We start from the raw sequence: 14,370 nt of genomic DNA on the forward strand, positions 1-14,370 counted from the left end.
GGAGGAGATGAAACTCTCCAGGCGTCTGATCCGTAGTATAAACGAGACCTATTGCGCGGCTCGAAGCGAGTTGAGCATCAAGTTTCTGTAGGGAGGTGTCTCGTGTCTGACCAGATCCCAACTCTTGCTGATTTATGTGCGGCGATCTCTGATGGTGTTATTGCCTCGTGTGTCGATGAGAACTCGATGTATCAGGTGAATGCGTTGGAATTGCGTAGATACGTTGCCAAGCGCGACCTGGAACCCACATTTGCTCGTCTGCTCGCATCTCTTCCTGACCCCGGTAACTACGTCTCCCCTACCATAAGCATTATCGGCCAATAAGGCCGTTTTTTTTGTCTTCTGGAAAGCCCTGCCAAAGAGGATAGAAGAGTTGCACGCGTGGTAGGTTAGGACTATAATATGATCCACAGCATTGGACCCTTTCCTGTTAGGAGGGGGTTCGGCGGGATCGCTCGACAAGCCAGGTGCGCCTCCCTGGTTTCAAGAATGTGTGTCACACCACGGCCTGTTAGCGCTATTGAGAGCAGGCTCAGAGGCGAGCTATTCCTACTCGAAGGAAAGGTATTGCATGGAGCAACTCGATACAGATCTAGATTATAGCGTAAGCAAAGCGCGTTCGGATGCGAAGAAGCGTTTTAATACGCTCTACCTCCTCCCTATTTTGGGCGTGCTTGTGATCGCCTTCCTCATATTGGCGGTGATCTTCCAATTGTCAATCGATACAATTGTTAGCTCGTTCATGTCATTCTTCATTGTCCTCTTCTTTATCGTAGCTGGTTTGATGTTCTGGGCCATGCGTCCAGAGACAAGCCGCTAAGAGCACAAAGAGCGTATAAGGTAGAAGAATACAGAAAACAGCGGCGTGGTGCCTGCCACTGGCAGGCACCACGCCGCTGTTTTCTGTATTCTTCTAGAGGAGTATGGAGGCGGATGGGTCGACTGAGAGAGGGAGGCGTTGTTGCCAGATGGCGTGCGCGAGCAGTTCGGCGGACTCGACGAGGCGCGGACCGGAGCGATTGAGATAGTAGTTGCCATCAATGAGAGAGACGCGTCCCTCGCGTACCGCGCGCAAGGTGGACCAGATGGGATGTTTCTGGAGGAGTGGAAGGTCCTGTCGCGTGCGCTCGATAGTAAAGCCACAGGGCGCGAGGATGAGGACGTCAGGATCAAGGTCGCTCAGTTGTTCCCAGGTGAGCCAGGGAGCGTGCCGACCGGTTTCGCCACAGATGTTCTCACCGCCTGCGTAGTCGATGAGTTGCGGCGTCCAGTTGCCAGAACCCATGAGTGGGTCCAGCCACTCCAGAACGGCCACGCGAGGCCTGGGGCCTGACGCAACGAGAGACATGGTTTGGGCCTGTAACTGTTGAAGGCGCTGTTGATAGCCCTGGATACACTCCTGGGCCTGCTGTTCTCTATTGAGGGCTTTGCCGACGCGCAGCATGTCTTCCCAAACGTCCTGGAGGCGGTAGGGGGCCAGTGAGACTATGCGCGGACGCAGTCCAGTGGTTTGCTCTAAGGCCTGGACCACGTCTTGCTCACTGACGGCGCAGACCTCGCACTGGGTCTGGGTAAAGATGATATCTGGCTGGAGGCGTTGCAGTAGTTCGGTATCGATGGTGTAGATACTCAGGGCCTTGAGCGCGTTCTCCTGAGCATCATCTCGGGCGTGGGCGAGCTGTTTGATCTGCGTGTCGATCTGCTTGCTGGACGTGTTGGTATCGATGACTGGACGGCTCAGCAAGGGCAGACGCTGGACCTCTGGTGGGTAGTCGCACTCATGGGAACGCCCAACGAGCTGGCCCAGGCATCCCAGGACGGCAATCATCTCGGTTGCGCTTGCCAGAAGCGAGATAATACGCATGGCTTGTTATCCTTCTGGTTTTGTTAGAGCTCTATGGTTCGATGATAAGTATAGCATAGGGAGTGGGTGACGTATATTGAGGTACAATGTGTTGTGTTGAGCTTTTTTTTAGGTGATGTCCCGGAAATGTCATTGACGCAATTCCTGTGCTATACTTAGATTACTTGAGCGAAATATGTGTGCTGATGTGGGGTTGATGGCGAAGTGGGAAGGGGTGATACTGGCAGGGAAGTCGGAGTGCGTTAAGGGGGATGGGGAAGTGAGGCTTAGATAGCTGGATGGGCAGCTATGATACAGGTTTGATACGCGAGTACTTCGAAACTCGATGCTCCATTGTCGAGGGACGAGTGATGTTCCATGGTGGAATTGTTTAGGAGACTAAAGGAGGCGGACTCGCATGAAAAAGCTCATCAACAGGCCAGAGGATGTGGTTAAAGAGGCGCTTGCAGGTATGGAAGCTCTGCACGCAGAATTGATTCGTGTCGACTACGAGAGCCAGGTAATCGTGCGTGCCGATGCTCCGGTCCAGGGAAAAGTGGGAATTATTTCGGGTGGTGGGAGTGGACATGAGCCGATGCATGGCGGCTTTGTAGGGTGTGGGATGTTGGACGCGGCCTGTCCCGGCGAGATTTTTACCTCGCCTGTCCCTGACCAGATGCTGGCTGCGACGCGGGCCGTGAACGGTGGCGCAGGTGTATTTTACATTATTAAGAACTATACAGGCGACGTACTGAACTTTGAGATGGCGGCGGAACTGGCGGCGGCCGAAGATATCGAAATTGCCTCTGTGGTCACGAATGATGACGTTGCGGTCCAGGATAGCCTCTATACCGCTGGCAGGCGTGGTGTGGGCGTCACCGTGTTGCTGGAGAAAATTGTGGGTGGCCTGGCGGAGACTGGTGCCTCTCTAGAGGCGGTCGCCGAGATGGCGCAGCGCGTCAATGCCAATGGGCGTAGTATGGGCATGGCCCTGACCTCCTGTACCGTGCCAGCCATAGGAAGGCCAACCTTCGACCTGGATGAGAACGAGATGGAGATCGGCATTGGCATTCATGGCGAGCCTGGGTGCAGGCGTGTGCCCCTGGCTTCGGCCGCGGAAGTGACCGAGATGCTGGTCAACCCGATTCTAGAAGATTTGGAACTCAAGGCAGGTGAGCGGGTGATCGCCTTTGTAAATGGGATGGGGGGGACGCCGCAGATCGAACTCTATGTGATGGCAAACGAACTGGCAAAGATCCTGCGTGGAAAGAACATTACTATCGCGCGTTCCCTGGTGGGGAGCTATATCACCTCGCTAGAGATGGCTGGCTGCTCGATTACACTCCTGCGTACGGACGATGAAATATTGAAGTACTGGGACGCACCTGTTCATACTCCTGCGTTGCGCTGGGGCATCTAGCGTTGTCGATAAGGGTACGCCTGTAGTAGCTTCTATGCTGGCAGTTTACAGACGTACTTACGTAGGGAGAGAATGTATGCCGATAACGAGCGAAAAGCTTATTGCCTGGTTGCAGCGGGTAGGGCAGGTATTGCATGAACAGCGAGAATATCTGACGCAGCTAGATGCCGCCATTGGGGATGCTGATCATGGCATCAATATGGACCGGGGCTTTCGGGCTGTAGTTGAGAAATTGCCTGCCCTGGCGAGTGCTGATAGCGGCACCATCCTGAAGACGGTGGGGACCACGCTTGTCTCCACCGTTGGGGGCGCCAGTGGCCCGCTCTATGGCACCGCATTTTTGCGCGCGGGTATCGCGATGGCGGGTAAGCAAGAATTGCAGGAGGCGGACGTAGTCGCGCTACTCGCCGCGATGGTTGAGGGTATCCAGGCGCGAGGCAAGGCCCGACGGGGGGAGAAAACCATGTTAGATGCGCTACTTCCCGCCCTGGAGGCCGCGCGCAAGGCCGAGGGTGAGGGGTTGGAGATGCTTCAAGTGTTGCAAGCGTGTAGTAGCGCAGCGGAAGCGGGTATGAAGAGCACGATTCCTCTGCTGGCGACGAAGGGGCGGGCCAGTTATCTTGGTGCGCGCAGTATTGGTCACCAGGACCCTGGGGCGACATCGAGTACCTTGATGCTACAAGCGCTCGTGGAGACCTATCGATGATGAGAGACCTTACGTACATGCAGAAAGAACGAGGAGCTAAGCCATGGGAGTCGGGTTAGTCATCGTGTCACATAGCGCACGGCTGGCGGAAGGCGTTGTTGAACTGGCTAGCCAGATGGCGCAAGGCAAGGTCTCCATCATCGCGGCGGGTGGCGGGCCGGATGGTTCGTTGGGAACGTCGGTGGAGAAAATTCTGGCCGCGTTGCACACGGTCGAGGGGCGTGATGGTGTCCTGGTCCTGCTTGATTTGGGGAGCGCGGCCATGTCGGTTGAGATGGCTGTAGAGACCTATCGCGCTGAACAGAAGGAGCGGCGGGTGATTGTGAGTTCAGGCGCGCTGGTCGAGGGAGCCGTGGTCGCCGCGGTCGAGTCCTCGATTGGCAATACCCTGGATGCAGTGGCAGCCGCCGCAGCTGAGGCGCATACTCTGCCGAAGGTCCATCCTTAAGCTCGTGGGCGTTCTCCATGTTGTACCTCTCTGTCTAGATTCGCATAGGGAAGGCATCGTCTATGGCAGTGTTAGAAACAACACTCAAAATCACCAATAAAGTTGGCCTTCATGCCCGCCCTGCGCGTCTGCTGGTTCAGACGGCGGCCAGTTTTCGAGCGCACATCTCGCTCCAGGTTGGGGAGAAGGTCGCCAACGCCAAGAGTATCCTGGCCGTCTTGAAGCTAGGGGTGCCGCAGGGGACTGAGATCCTGGTACGAGCCGAAGGCGACGATGCCGAGCCCGCACTCGTGGCTATCGCCGCCCTTGCCAGGCGTAATTTTGATGAAGACGCGTGATCTTATTAGGGCGTATGTGGGCTACGTAGCACTGTGCGCCAACATTTTTTCTGTGCCAGACAAGATGCGATAAATTTGCTTATACTACTTATCCGAAAACCCGAGCGCGAAGCGCTAGTACTTTGTCAAAGTTGATTGGAAAGGTGGGGAGTGCAGAGGGGCGTCAGCCCCTCTGCGTCTCTCCCCTTGCCGCCGCAGGCGGCGTGAAACCTTTCGGATGAAGATTGGCACAGCACTTGTCACGAGAGTGACGTTGGATTTCGGAATAAGAGCGTAGTCAAAGGTGAAACAAGCAAGGAGGCCCATCTTGAAGAGATTGGATTATGCCCCAGGTCTGGACCAGTGGCGGGATGTCTTGTTCAGAACATTGCCGGATTGTACTGCGCAGATAGAGTGCTTTTTCGCGGATCGTGAGTTTGGCTTTCAGCATGCCTGGGAGGTGCTCGACAAAGTGAGCCGCCTGGCGACACAGATTGAGCATCGAGATGGGCGCCTCCTGCATCACGAGGTGATAGAGCACCTGGCACTCTTCCATGATATCGGTAGGTTCTTTCAAGGGACACATGTAGTAGAGCCTATCGTCCTGGCGCAGCAGGTGTACACGCGCTTCGCCCGAGAGCAGGCTGTACGACCTGATAGTGCACGGGCGGTGCTTGATGGAATTGTGAGCACATCATTCTTGAACTACCGCTTGCATCCCTCTAGCCATCCTCCACGTACCCTGGAGGCCGATATCGTGCGTGCAATCGTGATCATGTTGAATACAAGAGGCGCGCGAGTTGACTACCACTATGCATGCAGCCGCGCCCAGCGCGATGCCCCCTTTTTTGACCCCTCACTTACCCAGGAACAGCGCGCTCGCTTCTCCTTAGAGCACTTTTCGGGCGACCATCTCAATGTCTTGCTCTCGCTGCTAGCCATGCGCCCCGGTGATTTCTCGCATCCTGTGCTGCAAGAGGCGTATCGCAGGTGGAGAGGGCCTGTAAAAGAAGAGGTCGTCGCGCACATTCTTGACCTTGCCCGGCGCGTAGGTGAGAGCGAGGAGCATATGAAGAGCATACAGCAAACCATTACCTGGTATCGCAACACATTCGCATGTTAACATATGGGTGGGGGATGAGGTGTGGATGTTGAGTAGTTTTCTACATGGAAAAAGTGTTGTAAAAAGGATGGTGGTATTTCTCTATGCCCATAACTGAACAGGATAAAGAGCGTATTTTGTCCCAGTGTAAGCGCTTTCTAGCCATGCATTATCCCAGATCTCCGCGCGAGGTCTTGCATGATCTGACGGAATTTGCCGATCCAGAGGCGAAGGCGGATCGGTACGGTGGCGGTGAACTGATTACTTCGTTTGAGGAGGAGATTGCCCATTTACTGGGAAAAGAGGCCGCGGTCTTTATGCCCAGCGGGACCATGTGTCAGCCCATCGCGCTGCGTATCTGGTGTGAGCGCAAGGGGCGCAAGCGCGTGGCGTATCATCCTACCTGTCACCTGGAGATTCATGAGCACGATGCCTACCAGCGCTTGCATGGCCTGGAGCGAGTTTTGCTGGGTGCTGAGCAGCATCTCTTCACCCTGGAAGACCTCAAAAGTGTGCCTGAGGCTCTGGGAGCCCTACTCATCGAGTTGCCACAGCGCGAGATTGGTGGACAGCTTCCTTCCTGGGAGGAACTGGTGGAGATCACGTCCTGGGCGCGTGAGCGTGGGATCGCCACACACCTGGATGGGGCGCGTCTCTGGGAGTGCAAGCCCTTCTATCAGCGTGAGTATGCCGAGATTGCGGGCCTGTTCGATAGCGTGTATGTCTCATTCTACAAGGTCCTGGATGGGATCGCGGGCGCGGTACTGGCGGGACCCGCCGATGTCATCGCCGAGGCGCGCATCTGGCAACGGCGGCAGGGAGGCAACCTGATCAGCCTCTATCCTTATGTGCTCTCGGCGCGGCAAGGGATGCAGAAGCACCTCGGGCGCATCGACGAGTATTGCGCGAAGGCGCGCGAGATCGCCGCCGCGCTCTCGGATCTGCCCCAGATAGAGATCCTGCCCAATCCTCCGCAGACCAACATGCTGCACCTCTTCCTGCGTGGCGACCGTGAGCGGCTGGTAGACGCTGCCTGGCGCGTCGCTGAGGAGACACAGACCGTTCTCTTCCGCATGCTGACTCCCACGCTCGTCCCACAGTATAGTAAATTTGAACTCTCCATTGGCTCCGCCAGCCTGGAGATTCCCACGGAAGAGATTGTCCCCCTCTTCCGGCGCGTCTTCGAACTGGCCGAATAAGGCGCAGCCGCAGTAGCCGCGTACGCAAGTAGCGCCCACTACTTGCGTACGCGGCTACTGGTTGTTTGTGCTGGTGCATCCTGGTGGCGTACAATTTCGTGTGTAGATCAGACGTTAGCCCTGGTCGGGCACCCAGGGCGGGCACGAAAAAATTATTGTGCGTTATGCCATACCCTGAAGGGATCAGGAACGATGCAACTGGTAATTCTCGCTATTCCGCTAAGCGTTTGCCGGCTCGATCCGCAGCAGGAGATACCTGCCTGGGCATTGAGCCGACGCGAATTTCTAGCGATAACATATACGCGTGAAGAACTCTCGATTGTCTGTGTCTCTGAAGCCGTGCCAGAGGAGGTCCAGGTAGAGCATGGCTGGCGGGCCTTGCAGGTTAAGGGTCCACTGGACTTCTCGCTGACGGGCATCCTGGCGGGCCTGGCAACCCCGTTATCGGGCGCGGGCATCTCGATCTTTGCCATCTCAACCTATGATACTGACTACCTGCTTGTGAAAGAGGTGCACCTGGACCGGGCGCGGAGGGTGCTGGAGGCGCTGGGATATACCTTTCCGAATTGAATTCCTATAGCCATGAAGTGTGATCTTGCTACGTGCCACGTGTGTTCTGCTTGTATCCATTGATGTAGATCGATCCGTATGTGTAGTGTGACATGGTAGCGTGGGGTAATAGGGCTTGATGATGCTATCGTGCTCACTAGAACATCTGAGAGGCGTTTCGCCGCAGGGAGGATTGAAGCTATGAGTGCAACGGAGCGCACAAGTGGACCGTTTCAGGTAGCGCAAACACGAGCAACGGAGAGCACGCGACACGAGCAGGCACGTGCTCACTGGAAGATAGAGTTAGCATTATGGGTGGTGGGCGTCATCATCTTTCTGCTCACCTGTATAGGCATGCATATGCATCCCCGTCCCTTCTCTTTTGATCTTTCGATCATGCAGACCATTCAGAGTTGGCACCTGGGAAGTGTGCTCGATGCCATTGTACGCTTGCCTAGCGTTCTGGATGATCCCCTCTGGTCAATCGTACTTTTAAGTAGCTGGCTGATCTTCTTATTAGTGGGAGCGATCTGGGCCTGGTTTACGCATCGACGAGCGCTGACCTGGCTACAAAATGCGCTCTTCCTGGTCGCGATTGTCGCCAGCGGGTCGGGGATAAATACGCTTCTGGACATCCTGGTCGGGCGTCCGCGTCCCCTGGCGAAGATGTACCCAATTCATAACTATGAGGCTATTGTTCCCTTCCCCTCTTATCCCTCGGGCCATGTCTCACATGATGTGATCTACTATGGCTTCTTGTTGTACCTCAGCCAGACCGAGCCTGTGCGCCGCTGGAAGTATTATCGCTGGCTCCTACCCTTGCAGATTCTCGCAGTGATCGAGATGCTGCTAATTAGCTACTCACGCATTTTGATGGGTGGGCACTGGCCAACGGATGTCCTGGGTGGGTACTTTGTGGGCGTGCTCTGGCTCGGCCTCTTCATTTTCCTGTATCGCTGGGCGACGCCCTTGCAGGAGAAGTGGCAGCAGCGCCTCGATCAGAAGCGGCGCGCGCGCCATCAACATGCTTAGTTCAGATTCAGGTGCTTGTTGAGGAGAAAGGCGCTAAAGTCCGCAACACTCTCGATTGCGCCTTCGTCGAGCATATTCACCATGCGTTTGACTACGGTCCGACGACTCTGACCGGGAGCCCCAGGGAGAAAGCCAATAACACTGGTAACCTGGGGTTCGCGTTCGCTACGGATCTCTTCCGCGACCATCTCCAACAATTCCGCGACATCCAGCTCCAGAGCGCCCGCCAGGCTTTCTAGCACCTTGGCCGAGGGATATTTCTGTCCCCGCTCGATCTCTCCCACATAAATTTCGGAGAGGCCAGCCTTCTCGCCTAGTTCTTTGATGGTCATATTATGATCCTGGCGTTCGCGACGGATCACGCGACCCAGCAGTTCTTGTAAATCGGCCATATTTGCTTCCTTCCTATGCTCAGAGCATTGCCTATGCTGTAGCTATGCTGACAGCATAGTTTTTCTCTATGAGTATACGCTAATGGCGTGCTATATTCAAGGCAACAGATAAAACCATTGTTATTGTGTGTGGTGTAACTGGGGCGAATGCCCCAGTTACACCACACACAATAACAATGTTGAAATGAGTAAAGGAGCAATAAGATGCATATGCCAAGGATTGGTATGGGTTACCTGGCGGGGAAGATGGAGAAGCCGGAGTCGCAGTCAGGCTCGGTCTTTATTCCTATGGTGTATGAGCAAGCCCAGGCCGCGCGGTGGGAGTATAAGATTCTCACAGTTGATCCAGCCGAGGAGGCTCTGCCTGACGAGGTTCGCCTGAGCGAACTGGGAGCAGAAGGCTGGGTTATGGCCGGTCTTCTTGATGAACGGTCAACAGGAAAAGGCAAAAAGATTCACTACTACTTTCTGCGTCAGGCCTAGAGACAATCGTCTGTAGGGGCCATGCTGGCATGGCCTTGCCGCGAGCGGGAATCGTTCCGGCTGGCGGGAGAAGTCCAAGCTTGCTTGGACCCTACAATATACGCTCAAAGATATCACAACGTATGATAAAAGGAGAGAAACACATGTCGAGTTTACTGGTTCCTACTGTACTGGAGAATACGCCACGCGGGGAGCGCGCCTATGACCTCTTCTCGCGCCTCTTGCGTGACCGCATTATCGTCGTCAATGGACCGATTGATGATGCGATGTCGGGGCTGGTGGTAGCGCAGTTGCTCTACCTGGCGGCCGAGGATAGCAAGCGTGAAATCAACATGTATATCAACTCGCCAGGCGGCTCGATTAACGCGGGCCTGGGTATCTATGACACGATGCGGGTCCTGCCCTGTCCCATCTCGACCACCTGCGTGGGCTATGCGGCCAGCTTTGGCACTATTCTGCTGCTCGCGGGCGAGAAGGGGCGGCGTTTCTCGATGCCGCATGCGCGCATCCACCTGCACCAGCCCTTGATCTCGGGAAGCCTGAGCGGGCAGGCCTCGGATATTGATATTCACGCGCGCGAGATCCTGCACCTGCGCAGCGAGATAAACGACATTATTCAGGAGCATAGCGGGCAGACGCTGGAGCGCATCCAGAAGGATACCAATCGTGATTTCTATATGAGTGCCGTCGAGGCCAAGGAATACGGCATCATCGACGATATCCTGACTTACGCCGAGAAGAAACTGCCGGAGGAGGAGCCCAAAAACAAGTAGGTAGTGTATTGCAAGAAGAACAGCGAGGGCGCATTTGCGCCCTCGCTGTTCTTCTTGCAATACACTCTATTAAAAGCGCTCAATGTGGATAGAATCAATCTCAAACCACTCATCTTCACAGGCGACCGTGCCAAAGCGCAGGATGCCGCGCGGGGTCGCGATGGCGTACTGGTTATCGAGCCAGGCGACAAAGCCGAGGGGGCGGGTGGGAGGATTGGGCGCGCGCAAGACAGGCTCGCCATCGACCCAGAACAGAGCGGCCTCTGGCGTCCATTCAATGACATAGGTATGCCAGGTCGTCATTGGCACTGTGAGCAGCTGCTCCTGGGCGCCACTGAGGCGTTGGAGCCAGCGGCCAGCGGGACGCGTATTGCCGGTGGTCAAGCCCCACCCGGTCGCCAGGGCCGTGGGGAGGGTCGCGAAAAAGGAGCCTGGACGCATGCTATGGATGACCTGGGCCTTCCAGCCCCAGCCGGGAATGCCTGGTACCAGGGCCATATTCGAGGGGGGCGAGGCATAGAAGAACCAGACGGCCTCTGGCAGCATCAGGATATCTCCTCGGACCGAAAAGGGATAGTTCCAGAAGCCAAAGCCTGCTGTCCCGCGCAGAAGGTGTGGACCGCGGCTGGTCGAGGCTGGAGTCGCGGCGGGATGTGATGAGCGGGCGCGTACCTCCATGCGCAGGGGCGGGTGCCAGGGGAAATCACTGCGTGCCAGCGTGCCATAGTCATCTATCTGGGCGTCGGCATAGGTGCCCTGCGCGACAGCGGGAATAGCCATGCGTAGGACCGAATCCTCAAGTGTGAGGACGCCGGCTCCCAGGCAGGTTTGCGTCCAGCGTGAGTGGAGAGTCTGCGTGGTTTGTATAAAATCATCGATCACAGTCGCCACCATCTCCTATGGTCTGCTATGAGCTTAACGCGAGTGTCTATTTCCAGTGTAGTCTCTTCGCGAAAGAGCGTCAAGAAGAAAAAGAGTGTGCAAGGTGTGGTGAGCATTCGCCCACCACACCTTGCACACTCTTTTTTAACCATCGCCGGGGAAGGTATGTTCAATAGCATAGTGCAGCAGTTGTTCTTCTAATTGGGCGCGTACATGTTGCTCGGCCTCGTTCTTATTGGCGGGCTGGTTGCGGCTGGAGGCCTCCATCATCATCCGGCGGGTCAGGTCATTGAAGTGGGCGAAGAGGGGCTTCTGTGCTTTCTGTGGTGGCATAACGTGTAGCGCAATCTGGGCAGGCTCGTAGAACTCTTCAGGTGGGAAGAGCATGGCTGTCAGGTCGGCATATTTTTGTAGCAGGGTGAGACGATTTTGCGCGTTGAAATAGTTGTATTGCGTGCTCGCGGCTGAGAGGACGCCCGCGATACGTCCGGCGTAGAGGATGGGAAAGATGGCGCAGCTTTTCTCGTATTCGGAGTAGGCGACGGGGACGAGCGTATTTTCCGCCGTAAGATCGTTCACGACCTTGTAGTGAAAGACGGTCACGACATGGCCGGCCAGGGATTCGGCGCCCAGGAACATCCCATCGTGTTCCAGGTTCTCCTTCCAGGGAGGCGTACCGATGCCCTCACTCTCATAGAGGCTGCGTACCTGCTGAGAGGGGCCAGCTGGGGGCATGCAGCGAGCAATCCACAGGCTCATGCCCAGGCGGTTAGGATCGAGCTGAGTCAGAGCATTTTGCAGGATCTGGTTACAGAGCGTCCAATAGTACAGGTTCTCGGCCACGGAGGCGCGAGTTTTAAAGAGTTCGATATAGAACTCAGGAGGGATGTTGAGGGGTGTATCATCTTCGATGGGATTGGTAAATTCGCTCATGCCTTTCTCATCGCGCAGTAAAGAGAGAATTTGCTCGCGATATTGGGGATAGAGATTGAGGAATTGATAGAGCTTGTTGGCGCGAGGAAAGGTTTCGCCGCTGAGCCAGCGCGAAAGTGTAATGGATTTGACATTCAGTGTGACGAGGATGTGCTGTCTCTCACTGGGGTCCTGAGTAATTTCTGCTAGAATATCACGCCAGGTTTGTTTCTCTTGCATTTTTTGACCCTATACTTTACATAAAAAGGGCATGCATCATTCTGGCTATAATAGCAGTTTGCAGGCAGAAAGTCAATTTTTCTGATGTTGTGATTGTTGTGGGGATGTGGTCTAAAAAGGCTGCAGACCTTTCCAGACCACATCCCCATTCTCCATAACTCAACCTATTTTTTGATGCCAACCATTTGGAGCCAGTTACGCGGCACCTCTTGTAGCCCCAACTCCTCTCCGGCCTGGTAGACAGCGACTTCAAGCGCACGTGCACCGTAGGCCAGGGGAACTCCGGGAAGGGCGCCATCGATGAAGAGCCAGTACTGACCAAGATCGCGCCAGGCGTCGAGCGAAATAATGGCGGTATCCTGCACCATATCTAGTTTGCCGAAGCCACTCTCCTGGTAGATCTGGACATAGTCGTCGCTCGTTACCCATTGCATGGCCGCGGCCTTGGCCTCGCGTGAGAGGCGCACGTCGGGATGTTCCTGGCGGAGCCAGGCCACGGCGCGGCGAGTCCAGAGGCGATAGAAGCGCTCAGTACCGGGCACATAGGTGCCAGTATAGAACGCGCTATTACAGGCGAAGATGCCCTGGGGAGCGAGAATAGAGGCGACTTGCTTGAATGCAGAGAGTTTATCGGTAAGCAGGTGGATGGCATTGCAGAAGAATGCAGCGTTGGCATTTTGAATTAGCTTGGGGAGATCTTCAGATTCGCCTTGAATAAATTTTACATCAGCGGGTAGACCCATCTGATCTACACCTTTTTGAGCTCTGCGCAGCGCCTCGGCTGAAGGATCGACGCCGATCAGGCGCAACTGCGACAGCTTGCCCTGGCGTTCCATCTCTTCAATGATCAGGCGTGAGACCGCGCCTGTGCCACAGGCCATGTCCACGATGGTCACTGGCGCGCCTGTATCCTGTTGGGACAGGTGTGCCAGTGCCTGGCGTACGAGTCCGCGGTTCACCTCTGTATAAAAGGGGTGTGCTGCGAAAGGCTCGAAGGTAAATTTATTTGTCTCCTCGGTTTCAATTAAGCCCATGAGTATAGCCTCCTTAAAAAACACCAAAAAGGACTGGTTGCTTTATTAAGAAGTTTAGAGTGCTCCCGAGGTGAAAAAGTTTCAGCTTTTAGCGAATGTATTAGATATGCATTGCCATACCGCCATCGACGTTGAGAATCTGGCCCGTGATGAAGCTGGCATCAGGCGAGCAGAGGAAGGCGATTGCCGCGGCAATCTCGTCCGGTGTGCCGAAGCGTCCGAGAGGCGTGGTATCGATCATGAATTTCCGTTGGGCCTCGGTGAGTGTCGAGGTCAGTTCGGTGGGAACGAAGCCCGGGGCGACCACGTTGGCTGTAATATTGCGGCTGGCCATCTCGCGGGCGGTACTGAGTGTAAGGGCAATGATACCAGCCTTGGAGGAACTATAGTTGGCCTGGCCCGCGTTGCCCAGCAGGCCTGAGATGGAGGCGACATTGACGATACGCCCCCAGCGTGCCTTCATCATGGAGCGTAGCACGGCCCTGGTGCAGAGGAAGGTTGAACGCAGGTTGCTATTGATGACATGCTCAAAGTCGGCGGGCGACATCTGAAGGATCAGTTTATCGCGGGTGGTGCCGGCGTTATTCACGAGGATCGTCACAGGACCCAGGGCCTCAGTCGCTTCAGCGAAGAGGCGGGTTACGTCTTCTTCCTGGCTAACATTGGCCTGGATGGCGACGCAGCGACGCCCTAACTCCTCTATACTAGCTTTCGTTTCAGCTGCTGTGCTGGCATTGCTGCGATAGTTCACGATAATGTCGGCACCGGCCTGGGCGAGGCGTAACGCGGTAGCGCGGCCAATACCCTGGCCGCTGCCCGTAACGAGCGCGATTTTTCCGCTGAGGGGGAGTGCTTGTTCGTTTGCCATACTGCTTCTATTCCTCTTTAAAAAAGTGTTGCTATTCGCCATTCACTGCTGTATGCCAGAAGTGGGACGTAACGTTAGCAAGTGTACCACATTTCGTCTATGCATGTGCTTCTCAGGGGTGGGGTCGCAGAAGAGAATAGCAAAAAAAGTGGGGTGAGGCAAGGCCCAGC

18 protein-coding genes are annotated in these 14,370 nt (G+C 55.5%); 12 read left to right on the forward strand and 6 right to left on the reverse strand.

Annotated elements, in window-relative coordinates; all coding sequences use genetic code 11:
- Positions 1–102: 102 nt before the first annotated feature.
- Together JMJ04_RS46115 and JMJ04_RS46120 are read left to right on the forward strand one after the other, a co-directional pair.
- Positions 103–324: a hypothetical protein gene (locus JMJ04_RS46115; protein WP_007923519.1), complete on the forward strand. Its 222-nt coding sequence runs from the start codon at positions 103–105 to the stop codon at positions 322–324.
- Between the two features lie 247 nt (positions 325–571).
- Complete coding sequence (locus tag JMJ04_RS46120) at positions 572–820, forward strand: hypothetical protein (RefSeq protein WP_007923517.1); 249 nt, start codon at positions 572–574, stop codon at positions 818–820.
- Positions 821–913: 93 nt separating this feature from the next.
- Here the strand turns inward: JMJ04_RS46120 and JMJ04_RS46125 are convergent, their stop codons facing one another.
- Complete coding sequence (locus JMJ04_RS46125) at positions 914–1,864, reverse strand: cobalamin-binding protein (RefSeq protein ID WP_201377068.1); 951 nt, start codon at positions 1,862–1,864, stop codon at positions 914–916.
- Between the two features lie 397 nt (positions 1,865–2,261).
- On the opposite strand from JMJ04_RS46125, the gene dhaK reads away from it, so the two are divergent.
- From dhaK to JMJ04_RS46165, 8 genes are all read left to right on the forward strand, one after another.
- A complete protein-coding gene (gene dhaK, locus JMJ04_RS46130; protein WP_201377069.1) occupies positions 2,262–3,263 on the forward strand; it encodes a dihydroxyacetone kinase subunit DhaK in 1,002 nt (333 codons plus the stop codon).
- Between the two features lie 76 nt (positions 3,264–3,339).
- Complete coding sequence (dhaL, locus tag JMJ04_RS46135) at positions 3,340–3,969, forward strand: dihydroxyacetone kinase subunit DhaL (RefSeq protein WP_201377070.1); 630 nt, start codon at positions 3,340–3,342, stop codon at positions 3,967–3,969.
- A 43-nt stretch (positions 3,970–4,012) separates the two neighbouring features.
- A complete protein-coding gene (dhaM, locus tag JMJ04_RS46140; RefSeq protein WP_201377071.1) occupies positions 4,013–4,417 on the forward strand; it encodes a dihydroxyacetone kinase phosphoryl donor subunit DhaM in 405 nt (134 codons plus the stop codon).
- A 62-nt stretch (positions 4,418–4,479) separates the two neighbouring features.
- Complete coding sequence (locus JMJ04_RS46145; protein WP_201377072.1) at positions 4,480–4,755, forward strand: HPr family phosphocarrier protein; 276 nt, start codon at positions 4,480–4,482, stop codon at positions 4,753–4,755.
- A 307-nt stretch (positions 4,756–5,062) separates the two neighbouring features.
- Positions 5,063–5,857 (forward strand): HD domain-containing protein, encoded by a 795-nt coding sequence (locus tag JMJ04_RS46150; RefSeq protein WP_201377073.1) that lies wholly within the window; start codon positions 5,063–5,065, stop codon positions 5,855–5,857.
- An 83-nt stretch (positions 5,858–5,940) separates the two neighbouring features.
- Complete coding sequence (locus JMJ04_RS46155; RefSeq protein WP_201377074.1) at positions 5,941–7,035, forward strand: threonine aldolase family protein; 1,095 nt, start codon at positions 5,941–5,943, stop codon at positions 7,033–7,035.
- Positions 7,036–7,227: 192 nt separating this feature from the next.
- Positions 7,228–7,605 carry an ACT domain-containing protein gene (locus JMJ04_RS46160; protein ID WP_201377075.1) on the forward strand — a complete coding sequence of 126 codons (378 nt, stop codon included), beginning with the start codon at positions 7,228–7,230 and terminating at the stop codon, positions 7,603–7,605.
- A gap of 180 nt (positions 7,606–7,785) precedes the next feature.
- Complete coding sequence (locus JMJ04_RS46165; protein ID WP_201377076.1) at positions 7,786–8,616, forward strand: phosphatase PAP2 family protein; 831 nt, start codon at positions 7,786–7,788, stop codon at positions 8,614–8,616.
- Here the strand turns inward: JMJ04_RS46165 and JMJ04_RS46170 are convergent.
- Complete coding sequence (locus JMJ04_RS46170) at positions 8,613–9,008, reverse strand: helix-turn-helix domain-containing protein (RefSeq protein WP_007923495.1); 396 nt, start codon at positions 9,006–9,008, stop codon at positions 8,613–8,615. The genes JMJ04_RS46165 and JMJ04_RS46170 overlap by 4 nt on opposite strands.
- A gap of 204 nt (positions 9,009–9,212) precedes the next feature.
- Here JMJ04_RS46170 and JMJ04_RS46175 point away from each other — a divergent pair, with 204 nt between their 5' ends.
- Both JMJ04_RS46175 and JMJ04_RS46180 read left to right on the forward strand, forming a co-directional pair.
- Complete coding sequence (locus tag JMJ04_RS46175; RefSeq protein WP_201377077.1) at positions 9,213–9,491, forward strand: hypothetical protein; 279 nt, start codon at positions 9,213–9,215, stop codon at positions 9,489–9,491.
- 143 nt (positions 9,492–9,634) lie between these two features.
- Positions 9,635–10,264, forward strand: coding sequence for an ATP-dependent Clp protease proteolytic subunit (locus JMJ04_RS46180; RefSeq protein ID WP_201377078.1), 630 nt, complete (start codon positions 9,635–9,637; stop codon positions 10,262–10,264).
- A 69-nt stretch (positions 10,265–10,333) separates the two neighbouring features.
- On the opposite strand, the gene JMJ04_RS46185 is transcribed toward JMJ04_RS46180, so the two are convergent.
- The 4 genes from JMJ04_RS46185 to fabG form a co-directional block, all read right to left on the reverse strand.
- A complete protein-coding gene (locus JMJ04_RS46185) occupies positions 10,334–11,146 on the reverse strand; it encodes a family 16 glycosylhydrolase (RefSeq protein ID WP_201377079.1) in 813 nt (270 codons plus the stop codon).
- Between the two features lie 144 nt (positions 11,147–11,290).
- Entirely contained in the window at positions 11,291–12,298 is a 1,008-nt protein-coding gene (locus tag JMJ04_RS46190) for a hypothetical protein (protein WP_201377080.1), read from the reverse strand.
- A gap of 164 nt (positions 12,299–12,462) precedes the next feature.
- Positions 12,463–13,332 carry a class I SAM-dependent methyltransferase gene (locus JMJ04_RS46195; RefSeq protein ID WP_201377081.1) on the reverse strand — a complete coding sequence of 290 codons (870 nt, stop codon included), beginning with the start codon at positions 13,330–13,332 and terminating at the stop codon, positions 12,463–12,465.
- 100 nt (positions 13,333–13,432) lie between these two features.
- Positions 13,433–14,200 (reverse strand): 3-oxoacyl-[acyl-carrier-protein] reductase, encoded by a 768-nt coding sequence (fabG, locus tag JMJ04_RS46200; RefSeq protein WP_201377082.1) that lies wholly within the window; start codon positions 14,198–14,200, stop codon positions 13,433–13,435.
- Positions 14,201–14,370: the final 170 nt, after the last annotated feature.

It is taken from the genome of Ktedonobacter robiniae, from assembly GCF_016587375.1.
GTDB lineage: Bacteria > Chloroflexota > Ktedonobacteria > Ktedonobacterales > Ktedonobacteraceae > Ktedonobacter > Ktedonobacter robiniae.

What these genes read in the sequence shown, in the direction of transcription:
- JMJ04_RS46170 (WP_007923495.1), bottom strand. Translation starts at nt 9,008, where the DNA reads ATGGCCGATTTACAAGAACTGCTGGGTCGCGTGATCCGTCGCGAACGC.
- JMJ04_RS46155 (WP_201377074.1), top strand. Translation starts at nt 5,941, where the DNA reads ATGCCCATAACTGAACAGGATAAAGAGCGTATTTTGTCCCAGTGTAAG.
- JMJ04_RS46165 (WP_201377076.1), top strand. Translation starts at nt 7,786, where the DNA reads ATGAGTGCAACGGAGCGCACAAGTGGACCGTTTCAGGTAGCGCAAACA.
- JMJ04_RS46125 (WP_201377068.1), bottom strand. Translation starts at nt 1,864, where the DNA reads ATGCGTATTATCTCGCTTCTGGCAAGCGCAACCGAGATGATTGCCGTC.
- JMJ04_RS46175 (WP_201377077.1), top strand. Translation starts at nt 9,213, where the DNA reads ATGCATATGCCAAGGATTGGTATGGGTTACCTGGCGGGGAAGATGGAG.
- fabG (WP_201377082.1), bottom strand. Translation starts at nt 14,200, where the DNA reads ATGGCAAACGAACAAGCACTCCCCCTCAGCGGAAAAATCGCGCTCGTT.
- dhaK (WP_201377069.1), top strand. Translation starts at nt 2,262, where the DNA reads ATGAAAAAGCTCATCAACAGGCCAGAGGATGTGGTTAAAGAGGCGCTT.
- JMJ04_RS46190 (WP_201377080.1), bottom strand. Translation starts at nt 12,298, where the DNA reads ATGCAAGAGAAACAAACCTGGCGTGATATTCTAGCAGAAATTACTCAG.
- JMJ04_RS46120 (WP_007923517.1), top strand. Translation starts at nt 572, where the DNA reads ATGGAGCAACTCGATACAGATCTAGATTATAGCGTAAGCAAAGCGCGT.
- dhaL (WP_201377070.1), top strand. Translation starts at nt 3,340, where the DNA reads ATGCCGATAACGAGCGAAAAGCTTATTGCCTGGTTGCAGCGGGTAGGG.
- JMJ04_RS46195 (WP_201377081.1), bottom strand. Translation starts at nt 13,332, where the DNA reads ATGGGCTTAATTGAAACCGAGGAGACAAATAAATTTACCTTCGAGCCT.
- JMJ04_RS46145 (WP_201377072.1), top strand. Translation starts at nt 4,480, where the DNA reads ATGGCAGTGTTAGAAACAACACTCAAAATCACCAATAAAGTTGGCCTT.
- JMJ04_RS46180 (WP_201377078.1), top strand. Translation starts at nt 9,635, where the DNA reads ATGTCGAGTTTACTGGTTCCTACTGTACTGGAGAATACGCCACGCGGG.
- JMJ04_RS46160 (WP_201377075.1), top strand. Translation starts at nt 7,228, where the DNA reads ATGCAACTGGTAATTCTCGCTATTCCGCTAAGCGTTTGCCGGCTCGAT.
- dhaM (WP_201377071.1), top strand. Translation starts at nt 4,013, where the DNA reads ATGGGAGTCGGGTTAGTCATCGTGTCACATAGCGCACGGCTGGCGGAA.